Origin of the sequence: Kitasatospora sp. NPDC056446 (assembly GCF_042796115.1) — a bacterium.
Taxonomy (GTDB): domain Bacteria; phylum Actinomycetota; class Actinomycetes; order Streptomycetales; family Streptomycetaceae; genus Kitasatospora.
Genome location: NZ_JBHTRF010000029.1, coordinates 25,830 through 50,274 on the forward strand (window position 1 = coordinate 25,830; position 24,445 = coordinate 50,274).

Here is a 24,445-nt window from a genome sequence, read left to right on the forward strand (position 1 = left end):
CCGGACCCCTGCGGGTCGGTGCGCCGGACCTCTGCGGGTCGGCACGCCGGAACCCCGCAGGTCAGCACGCCGGCCCCCACCGGTCAGCGCACCGGCATCGACATGTAGACCGCGCGCCGCCCGTAGCACTCGGGGACCGCCACCTCCCGGTGCGCGCGGTAGCCGATGATCCGCAGCAGGATGTCCGCGCCGCGCACCGCGACCATCGAGATCCGCTCGTAGCCCAGCTCCTCCGCCCGCTCCCGGAAGTACCGGATGAACCCCAGCGCGACCTCCCGGCCGCGCAGGTCCTCCGCGATCACCAGGTCGTGCACGTGCAGGTTGTCCGACGCGAACACCGCCTCCTCCGGCCGGCCGAGGTCCGGGCAGCGCATCGGCGGGTACGGCAGGCTCAGCAGGTAGCCGCGGACCGTGCCGTCCTGCTCCAGGACGAAGCAGGTCCGCGGTGAGGCGAGGGCGCGGGACTGCAGCGCCTCCCGGCCCTCCGACAGGCCGTCGGCCGCGTAGGCGTCGTGCTCCAGTGCGACGACGGCGTCCCAGTCGTCGTCGGCCAGGAGCCGGATCCGGAGGTCGTCGCTCACCCGGCCGCGACCTCCGGGGCGGTGCCGAGCCCCTCCGCGCGGGCGGCGGCCACCATGGGCGCCCAGGCCTCGATCAGCACCGCCCAGCGCTCGGCGTCCTCCTGCGCCTCGTCCAGGAGCTGCTGGCGCCTCCCGGCCACCACGTCCGCGAGCTCGGCGTACTTGCCGCCCAGCTTGCGGTAGGAGCGGTCCACGACGTCGAGGCAGTGCTCGTTCCCGGCCCGGTCCCAGTCGACGCTGCCCCGCACCAGGTCGAGGATCGGTCCGACCTTCAGTTCGTGCCGTTCGTCGAGCAGTCCGCGGCCGAGGTCGATCATCCCGCCGTAGACCGGGTACAGGTACAGCATCGAGAGCAGGAACTTGACGAACCGCAGCTGGTAGTTGATGAAGCCGGTGCCGGTGCGGCGCTCGGGCGTGTAGTAGTTGACGATGTGGCGGTTGTGGACGACGCCGGGCGTCCGGGAGTGGACCAGGGCGTGCAGCAGGGCGTAGTCGCAGCCGATGGTCTCGACCGAGGGCAGTAGCGGCAGCGCCTCGTAGGCCCGGTGGTCCAGGGCGATGTTGCACATGTAGACGTCCCAGATGTCCGGTACGCCGAGGACGGACTCGTCGGTGCTGAACGGCTCGGAGCCGGCGCCCTTGAAGGAGACCTCCACCATCGCGTCCCGGTCCTCGTCCGGCCAGACCGACGGGGTCCACAGGCGCACCAGGTCCCGGTAGACGGCCGGGTCCAGCTCGTGGATCTCGCTGATGTCCACGTTGAGTTCGCCGATGAAGGAGCCGCTGACCAGCATCACCGGCCTGTCCGCGTCGGCCGGGTCGAGATCGGAGCGGGACACGACGGCCGCCGCCTCGCCGGCCGGGCGGCCGATCGACAGCAGCTCGTGGTGGATCGGGAAGGCCTTCCGGCCGTCGACGACCTGGAAGTCCGCGTCGTCGTTGCGCAGGTGCACCGAGGTGCAGCCCAGGGCGGCCGCGCCCAGGAAGAGCCGGTTGACGCAGGATCCGTAGGCGGCGGCCCGCGGGAGCATCATGTCGACCAGCAGCTCGGGGTCGGCGGCGCCGGTGCGCTCGGCCACCCGACGGAAGAACTCCCGCTGCCGCTCGTTGCCGAGGTGGTGGACGACCACGCCGGGGGCGGGCTCCAGCGCGGCCGCGGCGGCCGCGTTCTCCGCGAACGCGGCGGCGTCGGTGGTGTCGAGGACGAGCAGGTGCACCTCGACCCCGAAGGTCGCGACGGCGTAGGCCGCCTCCTCGGCGAGTTCCGCGATGGTCTCGGGACACGGTCGCATGGTGGGCAGGGCGAGGCAGACTCTTTGCATGGCGGTGGAATCTCCGTCGGGTCGTCAGAATCGTTGCGGCGATGACGATATGAGTGCTTTGAGCGCCCAACCGTGGACTAGACCAGTGCCGAAGTCAACGATTGACAGGGAGGCTGCGTCGGGGTGGAATACGCCCCCGCCCGGCGGCCTTCCGGGGCCTCTCGGGCCCCCTTCCGGGCAGGGCGGAGCGCGGGTCCGGCGGCACTGGGTGCGGGCCCCCGGGTCCGTACACGGAGACGAATTCCCCTCACTGGTCCGAACGGCCGAGCGAGTCCGGGCGGTTCAACGCCGCCAATCGCGCCGACGGGGTCAATTCCCGTCGTGGACCTGCCGATACCCGCAACGACGTCATGACGCCGTTCGGAGGAGCCAGCATGCCCGAGCTGTGGCTGCCCGGTGCCGAGATCCACGACCTCGGCGACCACGCACCGACCGACCAGCAGTACCCGCCGAAGGCCATCGCCCACATCACCTGGGACCGCAACGCGACCGCCGCCGCGCCGCAGGACTGGTGCACCTACGAGGACCTGGTGAACTACTTCACCGGCAGCGGCGCCGGCGACGCGCCGCACCTGGTCTGGGACCCGTTCAGCGGCCGGACGGCGCAGCTGTTCCCGGCCGACTCCCGTTCGAAGAGCCTGCTCAGCCCCACCGCGAGCCCGACCCGCACCAACCGGGCCGGGCGCGTGGTGATCCAGATCGAGGCGGTGTTCTTCCCGTACTGCCGCTACCAGGGCCGGATCTACCCGCGACTGGTCGACACCCCCTGCGCGGGCTGGGACCGGATCCACGCCTGGATCGCCTCCTGGGGCGTCCCCGACCTGTGGCCGATGGGCCGGCCCGCCGACTTCTCCGGCCACCGCGACGAGACCGTGTGGGAGAGCGTCGGCGGCTGGTACGCGCACGCCCACGTGCCGTTCAACGACCACACCGACCCGGGCTCCTGGCCCGACCTCACGGCCGGCCCCGGCATCCCGGGCTCCCCGCCCTCGCAGCAGCACCCGGCGCCCCCGGCGGACTCCTCGCCCGCCCGCTACCAGGTCTCCATCAACGGCCTGGCGTACGGCTACGGCGCCCACGGCTACCAGGTGACGGCCGTCGGGCGGGCGCTCGTCGCCCGCGGCTACGGCGCCCACTACCGCTCCGGCCCCGGACCGGACTGGACCGACGCCGACACCGAGAACTACGCGGACTACCAGGGGAGCCTGGGCTACTCCGGACAGGCGGCGGACGGCGTCCCCGGCGAGGCCTCGCTGAACCGGCTGCTCGGCTACCTCCCCGGGCAGCGGACGGTGTCGGTCGCCCACGTGGTGGCCGCCGCGCAGACCGACCCGGGCGCGGAGCAGGGGCACCGGACGTACGGGGCCGAAGTGGCGCTCGTGGAACAGGCGCTGGCGGACGAGGGGCTGCTCGACCAGCGCTGGGTGGACGGCTCCTTCGGCACCCGGACGGTCTCCGCGTACGCCGCCTGGCAGCGGCGCTGCGGGTACCAGGCGGGGGCGGCGGACGGGATCCCCGGGCAGGCCTCGCTGGACCGGCTGGGCTCGGCGCAGGGCTTCGCGGTGACCGACTGAGCGGAGCGGCTCCTCGGGGTACTGCCGGGGGAGGCGTGTCGGCGCGTCCGGGCGGGGGCGCGTACTCGCCCGGGAGTAGCCGGGGTTACTCCCCTCGTCAGATGCCCGATGAGGGGCGGGCGGGGGAGTCTGGGGCCGTCCTCGTGGCCCTGACTCGAAGGAGGTACCCGTGCGCTCGTCCAGCAGAGCCACTGCCGGCGCCGCCGGCGCCGCTGGTGCTGCCCGTGCCGCCGGTCGTGCCGGTGGTGCCCGTGCTGCCGGTGAGGGAGGAACGGCCGGGCCGTCCCCCGGCGACCGGCGGCGGCAGGCGGGTCGCCGCCTGTCGCCGGGGGCGCGGAAACGGCTGGTCGTCCTGCACGTCGTCGCCTCGGTGAGCTGGCTGGCGCTGATGCTCTGCCTGCTCACCCTGGCGCTGGCGGCACTGACGACCGGGGACGCCGACCGGCTGCGCGCCGCGTACCGGGCGATGGGCCTACTCGGCGACGTCCTGGTCCTGCCGCTGAGCCTGCTCACCTTCCTGAGCGGGGTGGCCCTCGGGCTCGGCACCTCCTGGGGCCTGTTCCGGTACTACTGGGTGAGCACCAAGTTCTGGCTGACGCTCGGGGCGATGGCGGCCTCGGTCCTCGCCCTCACCGCCCGCTTGCACGATGCGGTGCGCGTGGCGGACGCGCATCCGACCGGCCCGATCCCGGTGGCGGAGATCGGCTTCGTCCGCTACAACGTGGTGATCGTCCCGGCGGTCGCCCTGTCGCTCTACCTCTTCAACGTCATCCTGTCGGTGTACAAGCCCTGGGGCCGGCGCCGCACGGCGGCGGCGGGGGGACGGCCGGGAGCCGGACGGGGTGCGAGGCCGGGGGCTGGTGCCGGGGCTGAGGTTGGAGCGGGGGCTGGTGCCGGTGCGGGGGCTGAGGCCGCGGCCCGGCGAATACCGGGCGCCGGCGCGGGTGGCTGAGCCGTCGGCCGCCGGGGCCTGGCCGGGGCCTGGCCGGGGCCTCTCCGGCAGGTCGCCCCGGGCCCTCGCCGGGGGAATGCCCGCCCGGGAGGCGGGCGTTGTCCACCGACGTGACCAGCAGCGCTACGCCCGTGACCAGGCTCTCCGTGCTCGACCGCTCCCGCACCAGACAGGGTGAGGAGCCGGCCCGGGCGCTGCGGGACACGGTGGCCTTCGCCCGCGAGGCCGAGCGGCTCGGGTACCACCGGTTCTGGGTCTCCGAGCACCACGGGGTGCCGGGGGTGGCCGGTTCGGCGCCCACCGTGCTCGCCGCGGCGGTGGCGGCGGCCACCACCCGGATCCGGGTCGGCACCGGCGGGGTGATGCTGCCCAACCACCAACCCATGGTGGTGGCCGAGCAGTTCGGGGTGCTCGCGGCGCTGTTCCCCGGCCGGATCGACATGGGTCTCGGCCGCTCGGTCGGGTTCACCGACGGTGTCCGGCGGGCCCTCGGGAGGGAGAAGGACTCGGCGGACGACTTCGGCGCCCAGCTGGCCGAACTGCTCGGCTACTTCGACGGCTCGCAGCAGGCGCACCGCGGTGTCCACGCCCGGCCGGCCGAAGGCCTGCACGTCCCGGCCTTCGTCCTGGCCACCGGCGCGGGCGCCGACCTGGCCGCCGAGGCAGGGCTGCCCCTGGTCATCGCCGCCCCGCGCGGGGAGGAACGGATGCTCGCGGCGATCGACCGCTACCGCGCCCGGTTCCGTCCCTCCGCGCAGGCCGACGAGCCGTACGTGGTGGTCTCGGGGACGGTCGCGGTCGCCGAGAGCGCCGAGGCGGCGCACGAACTGCTCGTCCCGGAGGCCTGGTCCGGCGCGTACTCCCGTACCCATGGCGAGTTCCCGCCGCTCGCCCCCGCAGCCGAGATCCGCGCCCGCTCCATGACCGAGCGGGAACGCGCCGCCTACGAGCAGTCGCTCAAGGGCCACATCGCGGGCACCCCGGAGCAGGCCGCCGCCGAGCTGGCCGCCCTGGTGGAGCGCAGCGGCGCGGACGAGTTCCTGGTCACGACCAGCAGCTACGACCGCGCCGCCCTGCTCGACTCCTACCGCCTGCTCGCCGAGGCGGTCGGCCAGGCCTGAGCCGGAGGTTCGACACCCGGTCGCGCGCTCGCCCCGGGCTCCGGGGGCCTCGGTCGCGCGCTCGCCGGGCCTCGCCGGGCCTTGCCGGCCGGGAGGGGCGCTCAGTCCGTGTCGGCCCCGGTGGTTCCGAGCCGCGCGTACACCTCAGGGCGCCGGGCCCGCAGCCGCAGCGCGATCCCGACACCCGTCAGGAACACCACCGGAACGGTCGCCACCAGCGGCCAGTTGACCGAGGGCCCGGCACCGGTGAACAGGTCGAGCCGCCAGACCACCAGGACCGTCGCCCCGCACAGCAGCACGGTGGCGGCAAGCGGCGCGACGGCCGTACGGAACACCCCGGCGCTCGCGGCGGCCGCCCGGTTGCGGCGGAAGAAGACGAACACGGCCAGCCCGGCCAGCGCCTGGAGGACCAGGATGCCAACGACGCCGGGGGAGTTCGCCCAGAGGAAGAACCGGTCGTACGGGTCGGCTCCGATCAGCGCCGCCACCACCACGGACACCGCCGCCAGCACCGACTGCACGATGCCGCCGATCCACGGCGAGCCGTGGCGCGGGTGGATCCGCCCGAGCGCGGCCGGCGCGGCCTGCTCGGCGGCCAGCGCGTACCCGTACCGGGTGATGGTGTTGTGGAAGGCGAGCAGTGCCGCGAGCAGGCTGGTGACGATCAGTACCCGCTGGACGTCGGTGGCCCAGCCGCCCACGTAGTCGGTCATGGCGGTGAAGAACATCCCGGCGGGGTCGGCGGTGGCAGCGGCGACGGCCCCGGCGTCGCCGAAGGCCTGGACGATCATCCAGGTGATGAAGGTGTAGAAGAGGCAGAGGAAGGCGATCGCCGCGAAGGTCGCGCGCGGCACGGTGCGCTGCGGCCGACGGGCCTCCTCGCGGTAGATCGCGGTGGCCTCGAAACCGATGAAGGCGGCGAAGGAGAGCCCCAGCACCCCGCCCATGCCCCCGGAGAACACCTGCTGCGGTGCGAACGAGGACAGGCTCAGGCCGTGCGCCCCGCCCCGGACGAGCACGGCGACGGCGAGCAGCAGCAGGATCCCGGTCTCGGCGACCAGTAGCGCCCCGAGCACCTTGGCCCCGAGGTCTATCGACCGGAAGCCGAGGAACCAGACCACCCCGACCCCGGCCAGCGCCCAGACCGGCCAGGGCAGGTCCAGCCCGAACAGGTCGGCGGCGGTGGTCCGGGCGAAGAACCCGAACGCGCCGAACATCCCGATCTGGATGGCGTTGTACGAGAGCACCGCGAGCAGGGCGGCGCCCAGCCCGGCGGGCCGGCCGAGACCGCGGGTGACGTAGGCGTAGAAGGCACCGGCGTTGCGGATGTGCGCGGTCATGGCGGTGAAACCGACCGCGAAGAGCGCCAGCACGACGCCGGTCACCAGATAGGCGGCCGGTGTGCCGATACCGCCGAAGGCGATCGCGAACGGTGCCACACCGGCCATCACGGTCAGCGGCGCGGCGGCGGCCACGACGAAGAAGACGATGTCGACGGTGCCGAGCACCCCGCGCTCCAGGGCCCCGGGACCGGCGGGGCCTCCGTCGGACGGTACGGGGTCGGATGGCGCGCGGTCGGACGGCACGCGGTCGGGCGGGCGGAGCGGGGAGGAGGTGGAGGAAGCGGAGGGCACGGGGGAAGCAGAGCGAGGCACATCGGAGGGCAGGTTCATGGGGGAGCTCTCCCGGGATCGTGCGAACGGGGGGAGGGGGAGGAGTGAGAGAGGGGAAGGGGTGGTCGGCAGCGCACACGCCTCGGCCGCCGACCGGGGAACGACGCACGGCCGCGATGGGGCACGGCCGTGGTGGGGCCCGGTCGTGCCGGGTGCGCCGTTCCTGCGGTGTACGGGGTGTGCGCCGCGTGCGCTGAACGGGCCGCGTGCGCCGCGTCAGCCGTTCGAGCCGTGTGTCCGCAGTCCGCCGAGCCAGGTGCCGACCACCTCGATCGAGGCCAGGCCGCTCGCCGGCACCGTGTACGGATCGACCGCCAGCTGCACCAGGTCGGCCCGCAGGCCCGCCCGCAGTACGCCCCACTCGGCCTCTTCGAAGGCCTGGTGCGCGACGCCCGCCGAGTACGCGGCCAGCGCCTCGGTGAGTCCGATCCGCTCCTCGGGGAGCCAGCCGCCCTCCGGCAGGCCGTCCGGGGTCTGCCGGGTGACGGCGGTGGCGAGCCCGGCGAGCGGCTCGTACCGGGTGATCGGCCAGTCGCTGCCGAAGGAGACCCGGGCGCCGTCGCGCAGCAGGGCGGCGATCCGGTACTGCCGGGCGCCGCGTTCGGGCCCGAGGCGGGGGAGGGTGAGCTCGGTCATCAGCGGGTCGGTCTGTGCCCACAGCGGCTCGAAGTTGGCGATCACGCCGAGTTCGGCGAAACGCGGCAGGTCGTCCGGGTGGACCAGCTGGACGTGCGCGATCACCGGCCGCCGGGCGCGCGGCCCGTTGCGGCGGGCGGCGGCCTCGACGGCGTCCAGGGCGATCCGCACGCCGTGGTCGCCGATCGCGTGGATGTGCGGCTGGAAGCCCAGCGCGTCCACGGCGGTGACGGCGTCCGCCAACTCGTCGCCGGTCCAGTTGGCGACCCCGTGGGAGTGCGGGCAGTCGCTGTAGGGCTCCAGCAGTGCGGCGGTGCCGGACTCGATGACCCCGTCCGCGAAGAACTTCACCGCCCGGGCGCTGAGCAGGCCGCGTCCGGCGGCGGCGACCCGGTCGCGGTCGGCGGTCAGACGCGGGAGCCGTTCGCGCCAGCCGTGCGGTTCGAGCAGCAGGGCGAGCCCGGCCCGGACCGGCAGGTCCTCCTCGGTGACGGCCGCCAGCCAGGTGTCCACTTGCGCGGGTTCGACCCAGGCGTCCTGCAGCCAGGTGACACCGGCGGACGCGAGCGCGGCGGTGCTCTCCCGCAGCGCGGCGACCTGCTCGGCCAGGGGCAGCGGCGGGACGAGGGCCAGGACGGGCCCGAGCGCGCCGAACTCGCGCAGGGTGCCGAGCGGGCTGCCGTCCGGTCGCCGGACGATCTCACCGCCCACGGGCTCCGGCGTGTCGGGCCCGTAGCCGGCCCGGCGCAGCGCCTCGGTGTTGGCCCAGCCGGTGTGGTGGTCGATGGTGCGAAGCAGGACCGGCCGGTCGGGGACGGCGGCGTCGAGTACCCGGGCGTCGAACAGCCCGCCCTCGGCGAGCCACGGGTCGACGCCGTCGCCGGTGATCCACTCGGCTTCGGGGTGGCGCCGCGCCCAGTCGCGGACGGCGGCCACGACCTGGTGCTGGTCGGCGCAGCCGCGCACGGGCACCCCGCGCAGACCGATGCCGCCGAGCAGTGGATGGACGTGGCCGTCGCCGAAGGAGGGCAGCAGGGCGCCGCCGTCGAGGTCGACGGTCTCGGTGCGTTCGTCGCGCAGGGCGAGCGCCGCGTCGCCGAGGGCGGTGATCCGCCCGGCCGTGACGGCGAGGGCGTGGGTGCGGGGGAGGGCGGGGTCTCCGGTGTGGATCCGGCCGCCGGTGAAGATCGTGTCGGCACGCATACGGGGGTGTGCGTCCTCTCCGGGGCAGGGCGGGCCGATGAGGACGGCCTGCCGAAACCGAATGGGGTTCGGTTACCGTAGGCGCGGCACCGGCGGGTGCGGAAGAGTTTTATTGAAAGCCATTCAGTAACACTTGGATCACGATGATCTCGGGTGGCCGCTGCCTGCGGGCCGAACGGACGCCCCCGAAGGTGAGGAACGGGCATGCCCAGGCCGCGCACACCCCTGCTGGACCGGCAGCGGATCGTGGACACCGCGCTGCGACTGGTCGACGAGGCGGGGGACCTCACCATCCCGGCCCTGGCCGGCGCCCTCGGGGTCAGCCCCTCCGCGCTCTACCACCACGTCACGGGCCGGGCCGAGATCGTCGCGCTGATGCGCGCCGAGCTGGTGCGCACGATCGGCGAGCAGTCGATGTGGGACCAGTCCTGGGACGCCGCGCTGCGCACCTGGGCGCACGCCTACCGGGATGCCTTCGCCGCGCACCCGGGTATCGTCCGACTGCTCGCCACCGCCCCGCTTGCCGAATCGTTCATGCACGAGCTGTACGAGCGGGCCGTCGCCACGCTGGAGGACGCGGGGTTCGACGCGCGGGACGTGATGGGCGTGATCACCGCCCTGGAGAGCTTCCTCCTCGGCTCGGCCCTGGATCTGGTCGCCCCGGACGTCATGGTCGACGCCGTCGACCGCGCTGCCACCCCGCGCCTCGCCGCCGCCCTGGACTCCGTGCCGGCCGGGCGCGAGCGTGCCGACCGGGCGTTCGAGCTCGGCCTCACGGCCCTGATCGACGGCTATCGGGCACTGCTGGACTGACCGCCCCCGCCCGCCCGGGAACGATTTCTGACCAGGCGTGATGACCTGCTAATGTTCTTCTTGTCGAGAGGAAATGATCTTCCGAAGAGAAGTTCGTCTCGAACAGGCGTCAGTGGTGCTACCAGAGCACGTCCTACTTTCAGTAGGAAGAGTCCGTGCGACCCGGGCCTGGCGCTCCGATTCGAAGGGGCTCGTTCCGTCAGCGGAACGGGCCCCTTCGTCATGAGACCCACTCATGGCCCGCGCCATGAGTCCCTCTCATGTTCCGCATCATGAACAACTCTCATGCCCTGTGTCATGAGCGCCCCTCATGCCCTGTGCCATGAGCGCCTCTCATGTCGTCGCCCGCCTCATGCCGCCGCCGATCGTCATGAGTGCGGCTCATGGCGCCCCTGCCGTGAACGCCCCTCATGGCCGAGCGGCATCATGTGTTCGGCTCTCGCAGACATGTCCCTTTATCGCACCTACGTGCCCGAAACCCTTCGGTGCGGCCGGGTATCGGCCAAGGTCCCGTGCCAGGTGGTCGACGAGCGCCGTTCCCGAACGATCGACGGGCCAGCGGGTTTGCCTGGCGTATGGACCTGACGTGTCGTCACACCTTGGCCGGAACTGGTCGTCCTTGGTGTGAATATGCCATTGGAATGTTCGTCATATGGAATCCGGCAGTAGCCTTCCGTGTCGAACCTGCCACTGCTGGTGGCGACCCGGCCGGTGCCGCGCAGCGCCCGGCCGCCCAGACCCCGTGAAGGAGCCGGTGTGCCGGGTATCGACGAATGTCTCTCCGGAGCGATGGCGATCTCCGGAGCCCGCTCCGCGAGCCTGGTCGACTGGGGCAGCGGGCTCACCCTCGGCAGCCTCGGGAGCAGCCCGACCGGCGAGCACGAGACCTCCGCCGCCGAGGCAACCGACTTGGTACGAGCGGCCGTTGAGAGCCAGACCTTCACGGTGGCGGAGGACCGGCGATCCCCGCTGGAGGACATCATCGTCACCGCCGGCCGCAGTTACCACCTGATTCGCTTCATCGACACCGTCTTCGACAGCAGGCTCGTCCTGCACCTCTGGTTGGACCGCGGCGAAGGCAACCTCGCCGCCGCCCGCTTCCGCCTCCAGGCGCTGGCCGAGGAGCTGGTGCTGGGATGAGCGCGAGCTACGTGACAGTCGATCAACTCCCGCCGGTCGTCACATTTCAGCCGCCCGCTCGCCGCGCGGTCCGCTGGCCGGCTCCCTGTACGACCCGCCGCCAGGCACCCGCGGCCCGCCGTACGGTCGCCTCCCGGCGGTGGGCCGTATGACCGCCGCCGCCGGCACCGTCCCGCCCCCGACGGAGTACGCCACGCCGAGGAGCCCGGGCGAGGCCCTCGCCCTGCTCGCCGACCGCCGCGCCACCGGCGCCCTGCACGGCCCGCTCGGCACCCTGCACCTGGTCGACGGCGAGGTGGCCGGCGCCGAGTCCCCCCGGGCGCCCGGCCTCGCCGACCTGCTCACCGGCTGCGGCCGGATCACCCCCGAGGGCTGGGCCGAGCTGATCGGTGCCCACGGCCTGCGGAGCCGGGTCGGAGAAGTGCTGGTCGAGCGGGGGCTGCTCACCCAGGGAGAACTCGAACTCGGTCACCTGGGAACCCTGTTCGACGCCGCCTTCTTCGTCCTCGCCGACCCGGGCGGCGGTGTCTGGCGCTTCGAGTCCGACGCCCGGCACTGGCTGGGGCCGGTCGCCACGGTCGACCCGGACCGGCTCCATCGCGAGGTTGAACGCCGACGCCGACTGCTCGACCGGATCTGGCCCTGGGGGCAGTTGGACACCGCACCGGTCCGCCCGGTCGAGCACAGCCGTCGTGCGTCCCACCGCCCGGCCGGCCGGCGGCGCCGCGAACTGCTCGACCACGCCGACGGCCGAAGAACCCCGGCGGACCTGGCCCGGCTGCTCGGCCGCTCCGGCTTCGGCGTCACGGCGGACGTCCGCCGCCTGGCCGCCGCCGGGCTGCTCGACGAGTCCCGGCCTGCCGCCCCGCCGACCCCGGTCCGGCCTGCCGCCCCGCCGACCCCGGTCCGGCCTGCCGCCGCCGCGCCAGCCGCCGACGCCCCGGTCGCCCCCGCCGCCGACAGCGGACGGCCGCTCGGCGGCCTGCACCGCCGGATCCCCGGCGCCACCCTGCGTGGCGCCCCCACCCCCGTCCCCGTCTCCGTCCCCGGCGCCACCGTCCCCGGTTCCCCCGTCCCCGGTTCCCCCGTCCCCGGCGCCACCCAGTGCGGCCAGGCCGCCGAGGTCGTGCCGGAGAGCACCGCCCGCCCCGAAAGCCCGCCCACCCCGGCAGCGGCCCACCCGCTGACCGTCCCCGACCCGGACATCGCGCTGCTGACCCGGGTCCGAGACCTTCTGGAGGCCCGACTTTGACCCACTCCCCGCCCGCGACCCCGTCGTCCCGGCCATGAGGCGGGCGCTCAAGCAGCGTGTCGGAAGGAGACAACTGATCGCCTTGGAGACCGAGCTGCTCGCCGAACTCCGCGCCGTCAAGCACCGCGTCCCGCACCTCGCGGGCGGCCTGGTGGCCAGCGTGGACGGTCTGCTGGTCGCGCACGACACCCACGGGACGGAACCGTCCGGCCTGGCCGCGATGACGGCGGCCTCACTCTCCCTGGCCCAGCGGCTCGCCGACGCCACCGGCCAGGGCGAATTCCGGGAGTCGCTGGTGCGCGGCGAGAACGGCTACGTCGCCACCTACACGGCCGGCGGCAGCTGCGTGCTCACGCTGCTGGCGCATCCGGACGTCAACGTCGGCCGACTCCACCTGGAGGCCCGTCGCAGCGCCCAGCGGATCGCCGGGCTGCTCAACGACTCGCTCCTGCCCAAGGACCCGCGCGAGGCGGGCTGACCCGAGCCACCCACCGCACCACCCGGAAACCCCACCACCACAACACCACCACCACACCACCGAGAGGGAGTTACCCATGACCGACGCACCCGGCGCGCTCAAGCAGGCCATGACCACCATCGAGGGCGCCATCGGCGCGGCCCTGGTGGACTACAACAGCGGCATGGCGCTCGCGACCCTCGACGGCCCCGGCGGCCTCGACCTCAACGTGGCCGCGGCCGGCAACACCGACGTGGTCCGCGCCAAGATGCGCACCATGGACATGCTCGGCCTCCAGGACGGCATCGAGGACATCCTGATCACCCTGTCCAGCCAGTACCACCTGATCCGCCCGCTCGCGGGCCGGACCGGCAAGGGCCTCTTCCTCTACCTCGCGCTGGACAAGGGCCGCGCCAACCTGGCCATGGCCCGTCACCAGCTCACCAAGATCGAGGCCGACCTGGAGGTCTGACGCCCACCCGCGCCCGACTGCGGGCGCTCGCGCGCAGCCGCGCGCACCGGAGGAGTCCCCGGCGGAGGCTCAGGCCCCGCCGGGCTCCGTCCCGGGTTCGCACCCTCTCCCTGGACCTCCCCAACGGCCCCCGGCCCTCCCGACGGCCCCCGGCCCCTGCTTCAGGCCTCGCGCCAGGCCCCGTTCCAGGGCTCGACCCCGGGTTCGGTCCCGGGTTCGGTCCCGGGTTCGACTCCAAACTCCGTCCACCGGACCTCGCCGCCCGGCAGCCCCGCGCACACCGCACCGCCGACGGCCAGCACGCTCCACGGTGCCAACAGCGCGTGCGGCGGGACGGACAGCGCGCCGCCCCCGGCGAAGCCCAGTTCCAGTCCGCCGGCCAGGGTGATCCGGGCGGCGTCGACGGTCCGCCCGACCAGCGCCAGCAGCGCGGGGCTCGGCCGGAAGGTCAGTGCCGGGAAGAAGTGCCCGACCTCCTCGGGCGCGGCGAACGACGGCGCGGCGAAACGGAATTCGTGCGCCACCCGGACGGTCACCTCCCCGTCCAGTCGCAGGTCCAGCCGCCCGCCGCCGCTGACCGACTCGACCCGACGGCCGGTCAGCACCTCCGTGATCGTGTTCCGCATGCCCCCAGTGTGTCCCAGCCGGGGCCCGGTGATGCGCGTCCACCCACCCCGTGGCCGGCCCGGCGAGCCGCCCCAGCCCTCCCGGCCCGCAGCCCTCCCGGCCCGCAGCCCTCCCGGCCCGCAGCCCTCCCGGCCCCCAGCCCTCCCAGCCCGCAGCCCTCCCAGCCCGCAGCCCTCCCAGCCCCCGCCTCCGGTCCCCGCCCCGCCGCTACCCGGTGACCGTCCCGGCGACCGGCCCGGCGGCCTGTCCACGCACCAGCTCCGCCGGTCCGCCCGCCCGCTCCCGGGCGATCAACGCGGCGGCGGTGCGGTCCCAGGACGGCCCGGTCAGCAGCGCCCGCGCCTCCTCCGGAGCGCAGAGCCGCCACTCCACCAGCTCCTCCTCCGGCAGCACGATCGAGTCGAGCATCCCGTCCGTCACCGTGCCCCCGTCGTACACGTACACCAGTACGGCGGTGTCCTCGCCGGTCGCCGGGTCGGCCTCCGGGTCGGCCAGCGTCCCGGGCTGCCAGTCCAGGGCGAGCAGCGGCCCGGGCTCGACCTCCCACCCCAGTTCCTCCCGGACCTCCCGCCGGGCCGCCGCCCGGGGCATCTCCCGGTCCGCCTCGACACCGCCGCCCGGCAGCGTCCAGTGCGGCACCAGGCCGCGCGGCCCGTCCCACGGCCGCAGCCGTACCAGCAGCACCCGCCCGGCGGCATCGGTGAACAGGGTCCGCGCCTTGGCCCGGATCCGGGGCAGGGTGGCGTAGTAGGTCTCCCGGTCCATCGGCGGGTCCGGCCGCTGTCCGGTCTCCGGCTTCAGTCCCGGGGCGGCGGCCGGCCCGAGGTACTCGGGCACCGGTCCGTCGCCGGGCAGCACCCGCAGCGTGTGCCCGACCGGCCGGCTGTCCTCCAGTTCCAGCGGCCCGGCCGTGCGCGGCGCCCGCAGGCAGGCCGTCACCCGGCGGGACAGCAGGGGCGGCAGCGCGTGCCCCGCCAGTTCGGGGGTCAGCCACGTCCAGCCGCCGATCTCCGCCGCGTCCGGCCGGATCGTCGCCGCCTGCCGCTCCGTCAGCGGGTCGGCCCAGTACAGGTACGCCACGATCGGCGGACGGCCGTCGTACAGCGCCCAGTCGACGCAGGCCAGCGGCCCCAGTCGGGGCGTGAACCCCAGCTCCTCCCGGATCTCCCGTACCGCGGTCTCGCGCGGGGACCGGTCCGTCGGCTCCCACCCGCCGCCCGGGATCGCCACCGGGTGCTTCCGGTCGTACGGCAGCCGCACCACCAGCAGGCGCCCGTCCCGGTCCGGGAACAGCACTCCCGCCGCCGCCAGCAGCCCCCGCCCACCCGCGTCCGCGCTCTCCACCCCGGCCTGCTCCACCCCGGCTCCCTCCGCCACGCCCTCCGGGCCGCACCCTCCGGCCGCGCTCTCCTCGGCCACGACTACCCGCGCCACTCCCATGGTTCCCACCCGGCCGCCGCGCCGATCACCACCGTCGGGTGATCCGGGGACGACCCTTCCGGCCGGGCGGTGGCCCGGGCCCGCCCTCACCAGGCCCGAGCCACCTCATCCGGCCCGGGCGTGCCCTCACCCGGCCCGAGCCTCCTCACCCGGCCCGAGCCTCCTCACCCGGCCCGAGCCTCCTCACCCGGCCCGAGCCTCCTCACCCGGCCCGAGCCTCCTCACCCGGCCCGAGCCCGCTTGCACCCGGCCCGAGCCCGCTTGCAGCCGGCCCTGGCCCGCCCTCACCCCAGCGACGCCAGCGCCTGCGCCGCCGCCCGCGCCATCTGCTCGTCGTGCCGCGCGCTCGCGCCGCGCAGCCGGGTGACCGCCTCGGCGGCCGCGAGTGCCAGCAGCCCGGGCAGCAGGTCGGTGCTGCGCGCGGCCAGCCAGCGGGTGCCCCGGGTGGCCATCCACCAGAGGTCGGCGGCCGGGCCGGGTGGGGGCTCGGCCGGTGCGGCGGCGGGCGGCGGGCCGAGGGGGTGGCCGGCGTCGGTGAGCAGCCGGTGGTACTGGCGGGCGATCAGGTGGTGGCCTTCGGCGCTGGGGTGCAGGCGGTCCACGCTCAGCAGCTGCCGCCGCGCGAGCCACGGAAGTTCGGCGAGGTGCAGGTGCACCGCCCGGTGGCGTGCGGTGAGGGCGTGCACCACGGTGTTGACGGCCCGCATCCGGCGGGCCAGCGGGCGGGCGAGCGGCGCCGGGAGCCGGAGCAGGGTGCCGGGGTCGGGTAGGCAGGCGGTCAGCAGGACCGCCCCGTGGCCGGACAGTTCGCCCAGGGTGGCGTCCAGTTCCAGGGTGGTGCGCCGGATGTCGAAGCCCGCCCGCAGGGTGTCGTTGCCGCCGACCACCACGGCCGCCAGCTGGGGCCGCAGGGCCAGCGCCTTCGGAAGCTGACGGTTCGTCAAGTCGGCTGTCAGCGCGCCACTGTAGGCCAGGTTGGTGAACTCGGCCTCCCGTCCCTCGGGGGCGAGCGAGCCCGCGAGGACGGCGGCCCAGCCGCGCCACTTCTCGCCCACCGCGTCGCCGACGCCCTCCGTCAGCGAGTCCCCGAGGGCGACGAACCGCACCAGCTCGCCCGCCGGCGAGCGCCCTTCCGACAGGCGGTCAGGACCAGTGCCGAGCATGCTCATTCCGACCCTCCTCCACCGCGCCGGGGTTCCGTGCCCCGTGGGCCGCCAGGAACGCGGCCACCGCCGCCGGCCAGCCGTACCGTTCGGCCCGCGCCCGGGCGGCAGTCCGCCGGGCGTCCTCCGGCCGGTCCAGCAACTGCCGTACGGCCGAGGCGAATCCGCTGCCCGAGTCGTCGGCGGCCACCCCGGCGAGCCCGACCAGTCCGGGCAGTGCGGAGGCGCGGCTGACCGCGACCGGAGTCCCGCAGGCCAGGGCCTCCATCGCGGCCAGCCCGAAGGTCTCCACCGGGCCCGGGGCGAGTACCACGTCCGCGCAGCCCAGCAGCCGGGCCACGGCCTCCCGCCCGCTCAGGTGCCCGAGGAAGCGCACCGGGACCCGCAGCCGGGCCGCCTTGGCCGCCAGCCGCTCCCGCAGCGGTCCGGTCCCGGCCACCACCAGGACGGCGGGCAGTAGCCCGGCCCGCAGCGCGGCCAGGGCCTCGATCGCCCGCTCGGGCCGCTTCTCCGCCGAGAGCCGCGAGCAGAGCACCAGCAGCACCTCGTCCGGTGCCGCGTACCGGGCCCGTTCCGACGCCCGGTCGGCCCGCGGGAGCGGCCGCAACGCGTCCAGGTCCACCCCGAGCGGGGCCCGGACGAGGTTCGGGGCGCCGATCCGCCGGAACTCCGAGGCGGCCCAGTCGGTCGTGCAGAGCACCGAGTCGTACGCCCGCGAGGTGGCCGCGTTGAGCCGGTCGGCGGCGCCACCCGCCAGTGGCCCGGGCAGTCCCCAGGTGCGCAGCAGCCCGGTGGCGCTCTCGTGCGACACCATCACCGAGCGCACCCCGTGCCGCCGGGCCCACCCGCCGGTCCAGCGCAGGGTGGTGCGGTCGGACACCTCCAGCCGGTCGGGGGAGAGCCGGGTCAGTTCGGCGGACACCGCCCGGCGGTCGGTGAGCAGCCGGTAGCCGCCGCTGGCCGGCAGCGGCGTCCCGGGCAGGGTGACCACCAGGCCCTGCTCGGTCTCCTCCTCGTTGCGGCGCTCCCCGGGCACGATCAGCACCGGCCGGTGCCCGGCGGCCCGGTACCCGGCGCCCAGGTGCCGCAGCGCGGTGCGCAGGCCCCCGGAGACCGGGGTGACGAAGTTGGCGAGCCGGACGATCGTCAGCGGTTCGCCGTTCGGGACGGTGCTCATGCCGGCAACTCCTCCGCCAGCGCGTCCTCGGCGACGACGACCGCGGCCGACGGCACCGCCTCGCCCGCCACGGCCTTGACCGCCACCGTCGGCACCGCCTCGCCCCCCACCGCCTCGACCGCCGCCGCCGACTCCTCCGTCGCAGGGACCCCCGCCCCCCGGTGCTCCGCCAGCACCTCGGCGTAGTGCCGCAACAGCAGGTCCCCGACCGCCTCCCAGGTGCGCGCGGTCACCTCCGCCCGCCCGGCCTGCCCGTACGCGGCCCGCCGCACCGGATCGGCGGCCAACTCGGCCACCGCCCGGGCGACCGCCGCGCCGTCCCGGGGCGGCACCAGCAGACCGGTGCGGTGGTGCGCGACCAGGTCCAGCGGACCGCCCGCCGCCGGGCCGACCACCGGGACCCCGCTGGCCATCGCCTCCTGGATGGTCTGACAGAAGGTCTCCAGCGGGCCGGTGTGCACGAACAGGTCCAGCGTCGCGAAGCAGCGCGCCAGTTCCTCGCCCGTCCGCCGGCCCAGGAACACCGCGCCGGGCATCGAGGCCTTCAGGCCGGGCGCCGAGGGGCCGTCCCCGACCACCACCACCCGGACGCCGGGCAGTGCCGAGGCGGCCGTCAGCAGGTCGACCCGCTTCTCCGGGGCCAGCCGCCCCACGTACCCGACCAGCACCTCCCCGCCGGGCGCGAGCGCCCGGTGCAGCGCCTCGTCCCGGTGCCGGGGGTGGAACCGGGCCGAGTCCACCCCGCGCGGCCACAGCTGCACCCGGGGGACCCCGTGCGCGGTGAGGTCCTGCGCGGCCGGGGTGGACGGCGCCAGCGTCCGGGCGGCCGCCCGGTGCACGGACCGGATCCGCCGCCAGGCGGCGGCCTCCCCGAGCCCCCGCCCGGCCCGGTAGGCGTGCGCGTACCCGGCGAGGTCCGTCTGGTAGACGGCCACGGCGGGGACCCCGAGCCGTGCCGCCACCTGTGCCCCGCGCGCGCCCAGCACGAACGGGCTGGCCAGGTGGACGATGTCCGGCCGGTGCGCGGCGACCGCCGCCGCCAGCTGGCGGCTCGGCAGCGCGATCCGCACCTGCGGGTACCCGGGCAAGGGCACGGACGGGATGCGCACCACGGGGATCTCCGCCGCCTCGGCACTCCCGAAGGTCTCCGGCGGGCACTCCGCGCCCCGCGCCGGCGCGGGGGTGATGACGAGGGGCTGGTGGCCCCGGCGGACCAGATGCTCGGCCGTCCGCAGCACGCTGTGGGCGACCCCGTTGACCTCGGGAGGGAAGGATTCGGTGACGATGACGACACGCATGCCAGTGTTGTGTCCGGGTCCGGCATGCACCCGGCCAAAGGGATCTGTCGTACAAGCGAACGCGGGTCGGCGATTTGTGCCGCCGACCCGCGTCCCCCACTGCCTGTCCTGCCACCCGGTCTCACACCGACCCGGCGGACTCCTTCAACTCCGCGTACGGCGCGAGCCTGCGGATCGACTCGATGCTCCGTAGGCAGTCGTCCTTGCTCTCCTCCGGGTCCCCGGTCACCACGACCGACCCGTTGCTCGCCTTGAGCCGGAACCGGTGCATCCCGCTCTCGTCCGTGTACAGCTCGAACCGTCCAGCCATGCCTGTCGACACCTCTCGCTCAACCGACCCCCTCGCACCGCACCGTAGGTCGGCCCCCGCCACCCCGCCCCCCGACCGGGGCATCCGAGTCACACCGGCGGTGCGGGGCCCGGGGCCGTGTGCCGTTGCGGCGGGGGTCGGGTCAGCAGCCGTTGAGGATGCCGGTCAGCGCGGTCTTCTCGGCACTGTCGACGCTGAGGCCGTAGTACTGCTTGACCTGCACCCAGGCGCGGGCGTAGGTGCAGCGGTAGGAGGCCTGGGGGAGCCATTCGGCGGGGTCGCGGTCGCCCTTGGAGCGGTTGCTGCTCGCGGAGACCAGGAGCAGCTGGGGGCGGCTGATGTCGTTGGCGAAGGCCTGGCGCTGGGGGGTGGTCCAGGCCCAGGCGCCGGAGGCCCAGGCCTCGGAGAGCGGCACCAGGTGGTCGACGTCGAAGGACGAGGCGTTGGTGGTGGTGGCGTTGTCGTACGGCGAGGACCAACTGCCGCTGGTGGCCTTGCAGGAGGTGTCGGTGGCGACGTTGGTGCCGTCCCGCTTGACGACCCATTCGCGGGTGTCGCAGGTGCCGCTGATGGTGATCCAGGTGGGGAACAGCGTCCGGTCGTAGGTGTCCCCGTGGGTCTCGGCGGTGGCGGGCATCGCGGCGAGGTAGGCCTGCGCGGTGGCGGCGGAGATCGGGGTCGGCAGGGCGGCCTGGGCGGGGCTGCCGGCGGTGAGGACGGTCGCGGCGGCGAGGGCGGCGACGGTCGGGACGAAGGTCAGGTACCGGCGTATGGACGCGGTGGGGGCCATGGCGAACGCTCCATCATCAGATCGGATGAACTGCTGAGTTGCGTGCGCCAGTGTGGCGAGCCCGGGACTACGCGGGTAGACCCGGGAAGTGAAATCTTCGTGGACGTCGGACCCGTACCGGTCGTCTCCCGGACAAGTCCGGCACTCGGCAGGGGAGTTCACGGCCTCCCGGTTCGCACCGGGAGGCCGCTCGCACTTGGTCGGTGCCGGTGCCGGTGCCGGTGCCGGTGCCGGGTCGGCGTCGGGGCCGGGGCTGGCCCCGACCCGGGCGGGCCGGAGCCCCGGCCGGGGTCAGGCCCGGCGCCGGCCCGCCATCCAGACGTAGACCAGGATCCCCGCGAAGAGGAACAGGACGCCCTGGTACACGGCGGCGTAGCCGGCCCCCGCCAGCAGCCAGAGGGAGAAGGCGAAGGCGCCCAGGCCGAGGACGGCGTCGCGGACGAGCCGGCCGTTGTCGACCTTCTCGGTGGCGCCGCGGACCAGCCAGTACAGCTGGGCGGCGGTGGAGAGCAAATACGGGACGGTGGCGGTGAAGGTGGTGACCAGCACCAGGATGTCGAACGCGCCCTTCGCGCCGCTGGCGAAGTTGAGGACGGTGAGCGCCGAGGCCAGGGCCACGCTGACCAGCACGCCGAAGGTCGGCACACCGCGCCGCTCCTTGGCGAAGGCGGCCGGGAAGAGCCCGTCCTTTGCGGCCGCGTACGGGGCCTGGGCGGCCAGCAGGGTCCAGCCGTTGAGGGCGCCGGTCATCGAGACCAGTGCGGCGACGGCGATCACCGTGCCGCCCCAGGAGCCGCCGAACATGGCGTTCACGGCGTCCGAGAACGGTGCGGTGGAGTGGACGAGCCGCTCGTGCGCCACGCTGCCGAAGACCGCCAGCGTGCCCAGCAGGTAGACCACCGCCGCGCCGGTGGTGCCGAGCACGCTGGCCCGGCCGACGTTGCGCTCCGGGTCGCGGACCTTGCCCGCGCTCATCGCGGCCGACTCCACGCCCAGGTAGCTGAACAGCAGGATCGCCGCGGCGGCGGTCATGCCGCCCGCCCAGCCCTGGCCGTTGGCGTCGAAGGGCCCGAGGTTCTTCGGATCGAAGAAGAACAGTCCGCCCACCGACACCAGCAGTAGCGGGATGAACTTCAGTACGGTGGAGACGAGTTGGACCGCTCCGACGTAACGCGTCCCGGCCAGGTTCGCCAGCGCCGGCAGCCACTGGAAGGCCAGTGCGGCGGTGATGCTGAGCGCCATGGAGTGGCCGACGGGGGGCAGCAGCACGCCGAGGTAGCCGACGGCGGCCACGGCGAGCGCGGCGTTGCTGACCCAGGTGGTGATCCAGTACGACCAGGCGGACAGGAAGCCGGCGAAGTCCCCGAAGGCCTCGCGGGCGTAGACGTACGGCCCGCCGGTACGCGGGTTGCGCCGCGCCAGCTGCCCGAAGACCAGCGCCAGCGCGATCGCGCCGACGGTGAGCACCGCGAACGCGAGCAGGCTGACCGTCCCGTACGGTGCCACGGCGGCCGGGATCATGAAGATGCCGCCGCCGATGATGTTGCCCATGACCAGGGCGGTGGCGGTCACCAGCCCGAAGCGGCCGTTCTTCGGAGGGGTGGGTTCGGCCGGGTGCGGGGCCGGGGTCGCCGGGCCGTCCGGTCGGGTCGCCTGCCGGGGTGCGGCGGGACTGGTCTGCATGGAGGTGCTGCGCCTTTCGTGGTCCTGCTCGGGCTCCGGCGCGCGCTCGGTGGAGCGGGGTGGGGCGCGCGGAGCGACCGTTCATGCTCGGACCAGGCGACACCTTGCACCAAATCGACAGGATTTGTTCAGTTCGCCGGGTGCTTCACCGCAAGTCTTGCGGTGGCGCGGCAGTCGGACGGGCACTCGTCCGGAGCCCGCGTACGGCCGTTCGACCGGGTGCGCGGCGGGGCCGCCCCGTTCGTCCGGTCGGGGGAGTCGTGTCACCCGAATGCCTGATTCGGGTTGCGGCGCCGCCGGGTTCGTGCGGGTTCGTGTGCAAACCTGAGTCGGTGCCGCGGGGTTGCCGGGTGTGTTCGTGGCCGACCCCGGGGCGCTCCCTCATGCCAGAGACCACCCAAAGGACATTTGATGTCGCTTCGTGGAAACATCCGCAAGCTCGCCGTGATCGCCGCCGTGACCGGCGCCGCCGCCTTCGCGGCGCCGGTGCCGGCGATGGCTTGGAACGCGTCGCACTCGTCGACCGGGGCGAGCCTGGAGTCGGGCTCGGCCGGTGTCGGCCTGTTCGGCCCGCACGCCACCTGGCTCAACGTCCACGAGCACACCGAGGACGACTGCATCGGCGACTCCTGATCGAGGCCCCGGGCCCGGGAACCGCCACGGCGGCTCCCGGGCTCACCGCTGCCCGCTCCCGGCTCCCGGGCCCAGCCGCCCGGGCCACCACATGTGCCGGTCCAGGTCCATGGTGAGCGCGGTGACCAGCACCGAGCGCACCACCAGGGTGTCCAGCAGCACGCCGAGGGCGACCGCGAAGCCGATCTCGGCGAAGCCCACGATCGGCAGGGTGCCCAGGACGGCGAAGGTGCCGGCCAGGATCAGCCCGGCGGAGGTGATCACCCCGCCGGTCGCGGCGAGCCCGTTCAGTGCCCCCTGCCGGGTGCCGTGCTGGGCGGACTCCTCCCGGACCCGGGTCATCAGGAAGATGTTGTAGTCGATCCCCAGCGCGACCAGGAACACGAAGACGAACAGCGGGAACGCGTTGTCCTGGCCCTGGAAGTGGAAGACGTGCGCGAAGAAGAACGCGCTGATCCCGAGCGCCGCCGCGTACGAGAGCACCACGGTCGCGATCAGCACCAGCGGCGCGGTGACGGCCCGCAGCAGGACGGCCAGGATCAGCAGCACCACGCCGAGGACCAGCGGGATGATCGCCCGGTTGTCGTTCCCGGCGGCCCGCCCGGCGTCCAGCACGACGGCGGTGCTGCCGCCGACCTTGGCGTTCGCGTCCGGCACGGCGTGCACGGCGGTCCGCACCCGGTCGACGGTGTCCTTGGCGGCCTGGCTGTCCGGCGGGTCGGCGAGGGTGGCCTGGAACAGTGCCTGCCCGTCGTGGACGACCGGGGCCGTGGTGGCCGACACCCCGGCCGTCGTGCGGGTGGCGTCCCGTACGGCGGGGGCTGCGGCGGCGGTGGAGATGATCGTCAGCGGCGCGCCGGTGCCGCCGGGGAAGTGCTGCTCCAGTACCTGCTGCCCGACCACCGAGTCCGGCTTGCCGGTGAACGTCCCGGCCGTGCCGAGGCCGTTGGCGTCGAGGGAGACCAGTCCCACGCAGCAGGCCGCGAGCGCGAGCGCCGTTCCGGCCCAGACCTTGCGCGGGCGGCGGCCGATCCACGCGCCGATGTGCGCCCAGCGGCCGGTCCTGGTCGGTTCGGGGGTGCCGTACCCGGGCCGGACCGGCCAGAACACCCAGCGGCCGACGATCACCAGCAGTGCGGGCAGCAGGGTCAGCATGGCGGCGAGGGCGACCACGACGCCGATCGCGCAGACCGGGCCGAGGCCCCGGGTGGAGTTCATCTGGGCGACCAGCAGGCAGAGCATGGACGCGACCACGGTCGCGGAGGAGGCGAGGACGGCGGGCCCGGCCTGGTGCAGGGCGAAGGCCATCGCCTCGTGCCGGTCCTCGTGGCGGCGCAGCTCCTCGCGGTAGCGGGCGGTGAGCAGCAGCGCGTAGTCCGTCCCGGCGCCGAGCACCAGGACGATCAGGATGCCGGCGCTCTGCGCGTTGACGGTCAGCCCGGCGTGCTTGGCGAGGAGGTAGATGAGTGCCTGGGAGACGGTCAGCGCGCCGGCCGCCGAGATCAGCGGCAGGGCCCACAGCACGGGGCTGCGGTAGGTGAGCAGCAGCAGGATGATCACGACGCTGACGGTGGCGGCGAGCAGTGAGCCGTCGATGCCGGAGAAGGCCGCGGCCTGGTCGGCGGCGACCCCGCCGGGGCCGGTCACATGGGTGGTCATGCCGTGGCTGTCGGCGGCGGCGGTCCGGCGCAGCTGGTCGACGGCGGGCTTGAGGTCGTTCCAGCCGTTGCTGCCGATGTCGATCGGCACGACGGTCTGCATCGCCTGGCCGTCGGCGGAGACCACCGGCCCGACCACCGGCCCGACGACATGCGGCACGGCGGCGAAGCCGACGGCGTCGCGGGTGGCCACGGCCCGGTCCTCGGGGGTGATGCCACCGGTCCGCTGGTACACCACGACGGCCTGAGCGGTGTCCACCGGCTGGAAGGCCCGTTGCTCGTTCAGCACCTGGGTGGACTCGGCGTTGCCGGGCAGCCAACTGGACGCCTGGTTGTCCTCGGCGCCCATGAGCTTGCCGGCCAGCGGGCCGAAAGCCACCAGCAGCACCAGCCACAGGGCCAGGACCACCCACTTGCTGCGGCGTCCGCACGGCAGCGCGGCGAGTTTCCGGGTCGGGGACATCCGAGAC

The 24,445-nt window shown here is 74.4% G+C and carries 22 protein-coding genes; 9 read left to right on the forward strand and 13 right to left on the reverse strand.

The genetic code is table 11. The features are described from left to right. Positions 1 to 83: 83 nt before the first annotated feature. Positions 84 to 581 carry a GNAT family N-acetyltransferase gene (locus ACFQ6N_RS19690; protein ID WP_380650394.1) on the reverse strand — a complete coding sequence of 166 codons (498 nt, stop codon included), beginning with the start codon at positions 579 to 581 and terminating at the stop codon, positions 84 to 86. Beyond that, a complete protein-coding gene (locus ACFQ6N_RS19695; protein WP_380650396.1) occupies positions 578 to 1,903 on the reverse strand; it encodes a DUF6271 family protein in 1,326 nt (441 codons plus the stop codon). The genes ACFQ6N_RS19690 and ACFQ6N_RS19695 overlap by 4 nt, the downstream gene beginning before the upstream one ends. A gap of 374 nt (positions 1,904 to 2,277) precedes the next feature. Here ACFQ6N_RS19695 and ACFQ6N_RS19700 point away from each other — a divergent pair, with 374 nt between their 5' ends. The 3 genes from ACFQ6N_RS19700 (at position 2,278) to ACFQ6N_RS19710 (ending at position 5,550) form a co-directional block, all read left to right on the forward strand. Continuing rightward, positions 2,278 to 3,477, forward strand: a complete 1,200-nt coding sequence (locus tag ACFQ6N_RS19700) for a peptidoglycan-binding protein (protein WP_380650398.1) — start codon at positions 2,278 to 2,280, stop codon at positions 3,475 to 3,477. A 370-nt stretch (positions 3,478 to 3,847) separates the two neighbouring features. Next, positions 3,848 to 4,429 carry a DUF2269 domain-containing protein gene (locus ACFQ6N_RS19705; RefSeq protein WP_380650400.1) on the forward strand — a complete coding sequence of 194 codons (582 nt, stop codon included), beginning with the start codon at positions 3,848 to 3,850 and terminating at the stop codon, positions 4,427 to 4,429. Between the two features lie 98 nt (positions 4,430 to 4,527). Further along, a complete protein-coding gene (locus tag ACFQ6N_RS19710; protein WP_380650402.1) occupies positions 4,528 to 5,550 on the forward strand; it encodes an MsnO8 family LLM class oxidoreductase in 1,023 nt (340 codons plus the stop codon). 101 nt (positions 5,551 to 5,651) lie between these two features. Here the strand turns inward: ACFQ6N_RS19710 and ACFQ6N_RS19715 are convergent, their stop codons facing one another. Together ACFQ6N_RS19715 and ACFQ6N_RS19720 are read right to left on the reverse strand one after the other, a co-directional pair. Further along, complete coding sequence (locus ACFQ6N_RS19715) at positions 5,652 to 7,184, reverse strand: APC family permease (RefSeq protein ID WP_380650404.1); 1,533 nt, start codon at positions 7,182 to 7,184, stop codon at positions 5,652 to 5,654. 255 nt (positions 7,185 to 7,439) lie between these two features. Beyond that, on the reverse strand, positions 7,440 to 9,062 hold the full coding sequence (locus ACFQ6N_RS19720) for an amidohydrolase (RefSeq protein WP_380650406.1): 1,623 nt from the start codon (positions 9,060 to 9,062) through the stop codon (positions 7,440 to 7,442). Positions 9,063 to 9,266: 204 nt separating this feature from the next. Here ACFQ6N_RS19720 and ACFQ6N_RS19725 point away from each other — a divergent pair, with 204 nt between their 5' ends. The 5 genes from ACFQ6N_RS19725 (at position 9,267) to ACFQ6N_RS19745 (ending at position 13,196) form a co-directional block, all read left to right on the forward strand. After that, entirely contained in the window at positions 9,267 to 9,875 is a 609-nt protein-coding gene (locus tag ACFQ6N_RS19725) for a TetR/AcrR family transcriptional regulator C-terminal domain-containing protein (protein ID WP_380650408.1), read from the forward strand. A gap of 789 nt (positions 9,876 to 10,664) precedes the next feature. After that, a complete protein-coding gene (locus ACFQ6N_RS19730) occupies positions 10,665 to 11,015 on the forward strand; it encodes a hypothetical protein (protein WP_380650410.1) in 351 nt (116 codons plus the stop codon). Positions 11,016 to 11,163: 148 nt separating this feature from the next. Beyond that, the gene (locus ACFQ6N_RS19735; protein WP_380650412.1) at positions 11,164 to 12,267 is read left to right on the forward strand and encodes a hypothetical protein; all 1,104 of its coding nucleotides are present in this window, start codon (positions 11,164 to 11,166) and stop codon (positions 12,265 to 12,267) included. Positions 12,268 to 12,349: 82 nt separating this feature from the next. Then, positions 12,350 to 12,745 carry a roadblock/LC7 domain-containing protein gene (locus tag ACFQ6N_RS19740; RefSeq protein WP_380650414.1) on the forward strand — a complete coding sequence of 132 codons (396 nt, stop codon included), beginning with the start codon at positions 12,350 to 12,352 and terminating at the stop codon, positions 12,743 to 12,745. Positions 12,746 to 12,821: 76 nt separating this feature from the next. Beyond that, positions 12,822 to 13,196 carry a hypothetical protein gene (locus tag ACFQ6N_RS19745; RefSeq protein ID WP_380650416.1) on the forward strand — a complete coding sequence of 125 codons (375 nt, stop codon included), beginning with the start codon at positions 12,822 to 12,824 and terminating at the stop codon, positions 13,194 to 13,196. Between the two features lie 161 nt (positions 13,197 to 13,357). On the opposite strand, the gene ACFQ6N_RS19750 is transcribed toward ACFQ6N_RS19745, so the two are convergent. The 8 genes from ACFQ6N_RS19750 to ACFQ6N_RS19785 all read right to left on the reverse strand — a co-directional run bounded on the left by ACFQ6N_RS19750 (position 13,358) and on the right by ACFQ6N_RS19785 (position 21,684). Beyond that, the gene (locus ACFQ6N_RS19750; RefSeq protein ID WP_380650418.1) at positions 13,358 to 13,822 is read right to left on the reverse strand and encodes a DUF6188 family protein; all 465 of its coding nucleotides are present in this window, start codon (positions 13,820 to 13,822) and stop codon (positions 13,358 to 13,360) included. A 208-nt stretch (positions 13,823 to 14,030) separates the two neighbouring features. Beyond that, the gene (locus ACFQ6N_RS19755; RefSeq protein WP_380650420.1) at positions 14,031 to 15,257 is read right to left on the reverse strand and encodes an NUDIX domain-containing protein; all 1,227 of its coding nucleotides are present in this window, start codon (positions 15,255 to 15,257) and stop codon (positions 14,031 to 14,033) included. 290 nt (positions 15,258 to 15,547) lie between these two features. Continuing rightward, positions 15,548 to 16,432 carry an SGNH/GDSL hydrolase family protein gene (locus ACFQ6N_RS19760; protein ID WP_380650422.1) on the reverse strand — a complete coding sequence of 295 codons (885 nt, stop codon included), beginning with the start codon at positions 16,430 to 16,432 and terminating at the stop codon, positions 15,548 to 15,550. Next, positions 16,407 to 17,603, reverse strand: a complete 1,197-nt coding sequence (locus ACFQ6N_RS19765) for a glycosyltransferase (RefSeq protein ID WP_380650424.1) — start codon at positions 17,601 to 17,603, stop codon at positions 16,407 to 16,409. The genes ACFQ6N_RS19760 and ACFQ6N_RS19765 overlap by 26 nt, the downstream gene beginning before the upstream one ends. After that, positions 17,600 to 18,901, reverse strand: coding sequence for a glycosyltransferase family 4 protein (locus ACFQ6N_RS19770; RefSeq protein WP_380650426.1), 1,302 nt, complete (start codon positions 18,899 to 18,901; stop codon positions 17,600 to 17,602). Before ACFQ6N_RS19770 ends, ACFQ6N_RS19765 begins: the two co-directional genes overlap by 4 nt. A 121-nt stretch (positions 18,902 to 19,022) precedes the next feature. Then, positions 19,023 to 19,211: a YegP family protein gene (locus tag ACFQ6N_RS19775; RefSeq protein ID WP_380650428.1), complete on the reverse strand. Its 189-nt coding sequence runs from the start codon at positions 19,209 to 19,211 to the stop codon at positions 19,023 to 19,025. Positions 19,212 to 19,353: 142 nt separating this feature from the next. Continuing rightward, complete coding sequence (locus ACFQ6N_RS19780) at positions 19,354 to 20,001, reverse strand: HNH endonuclease family protein (RefSeq protein ID WP_380650430.1); 648 nt, start codon at positions 19,999 to 20,001, stop codon at positions 19,354 to 19,356. Positions 20,002 to 20,292: 291 nt separating this feature from the next. Further along, positions 20,293 to 21,684, reverse strand: a complete 1,392-nt coding sequence (locus ACFQ6N_RS19785; protein ID WP_380650432.1) for an amino acid permease — start codon at positions 21,682 to 21,684, stop codon at positions 20,293 to 20,295. A 411-nt stretch (positions 21,685 to 22,095) separates the two neighbouring features. On the opposite strand from ACFQ6N_RS19785, the gene ACFQ6N_RS19790 reads away from it, so the two are divergent. Beyond that, on the forward strand, positions 22,096 to 22,317 hold the full coding sequence (locus tag ACFQ6N_RS19790; protein ID WP_380650434.1) for a hypothetical protein: 222 nt from the start codon (positions 22,096 to 22,098) through the stop codon (positions 22,315 to 22,317). 42 nt (positions 22,318 to 22,359) lie between these two features. On the opposite strand, the gene ACFQ6N_RS19795 is transcribed toward ACFQ6N_RS19790, so the two are convergent. Then, positions 22,360 to 24,438 carry an MMPL family transporter gene (locus ACFQ6N_RS19795; RefSeq protein ID WP_380650436.1) on the reverse strand — a complete coding sequence of 693 codons (2,079 nt, stop codon included), beginning with the start codon at positions 24,436 to 24,438 and terminating at the stop codon, positions 22,360 to 22,362. Positions 24,439 to 24,445: the final 7 nt, after the last annotated feature.

Bases quoted from the DNA above. Each gene is read 5' to 3' on its own strand.
- ACFQ6N_RS19735 (WP_380650412.1), top strand. From the start codon at position 11,164: ATGACCGCCGCCGCCGGCACCGTCCCGCCCCCGACGGAGTACGCCACG.
- ACFQ6N_RS19695 (WP_380650396.1), bottom strand. From the start codon at position 1,903: ATGCAAAGAGTCTGCCTCGCCCTGCCCACCATGCGACCGTGTCCCGAG.
- ACFQ6N_RS19790 (WP_380650434.1), top strand. From the start codon at position 22,096: ATGTCGCTTCGTGGAAACATCCGCAAGCTCGCCGTGATCGCCGCCGTG.
- ACFQ6N_RS19745 (WP_380650416.1), top strand. From the start codon at position 12,822: ATGACCGACGCACCCGGCGCGCTCAAGCAGGCCATGACCACCATCGAG.
- ACFQ6N_RS19700 (WP_380650398.1), top strand. From the start codon at position 2,278: ATGCCCGAGCTGTGGCTGCCCGGTGCCGAGATCCACGACCTCGGCGAC.
- ACFQ6N_RS19725 (WP_380650408.1), top strand. From the start codon at position 9,267: ATGCCCAGGCCGCGCACACCCCTGCTGGACCGGCAGCGGATCGTGGAC.
- ACFQ6N_RS19720 (WP_380650406.1), bottom strand. From the start codon at position 9,062: ATGCGTGCCGACACGATCTTCACCGGCGGCCGGATCCACACCGGAGAC.
- ACFQ6N_RS19780 (WP_380650430.1), bottom strand. From the start codon at position 20,001: ATGGCCCCCACCGCGTCCATACGCCGGTACCTGACCTTCGTCCCGACC.
- ACFQ6N_RS19765 (WP_380650424.1), bottom strand. From the start codon at position 17,603: ATGAGCACCGTCCCGAACGGCGAACCGCTGACGATCGTCCGGCTCGCC.
- ACFQ6N_RS19750 (WP_380650418.1), bottom strand. From the start codon at position 13,822: ATGCGGAACACGATCACGGAGGTGCTGACCGGCCGTCGGGTCGAGTCG.
- ACFQ6N_RS19730 (WP_380650410.1), top strand. From the start codon at position 10,665: ATGGCGATCTCCGGAGCCCGCTCCGCGAGCCTGGTCGACTGGGGCAGC.
- ACFQ6N_RS19775 (WP_380650428.1), bottom strand. From the start codon at position 19,211: ATGGCTGGACGGTTCGAGCTGTACACGGACGAGAGCGGGATGCACCGG.
- ACFQ6N_RS19770 (WP_380650426.1), bottom strand. From the start codon at position 18,901: ATGCGTGTCGTCATCGTCACCGAATCCTTCCCTCCCGAGGTCAACGGG.
- ACFQ6N_RS19795 (WP_380650436.1), bottom strand. From the start codon at position 24,438: ATGTCCCCGACCCGGAAACTCGCCGCGCTGCCGTGCGGACGCCGCAGC.
- ACFQ6N_RS19760 (WP_380650422.1), bottom strand. From the start codon at position 16,432: ATGAGCATGCTCGGCACTGGTCCTGACCGCCTGTCGGAAGGGCGCTCG.
- ACFQ6N_RS19785 (WP_380650432.1), bottom strand. From the start codon at position 21,684: ATGCAGACCAGTCCCGCCGCACCCCGGCAGGCGACCCGACCGGACGGC.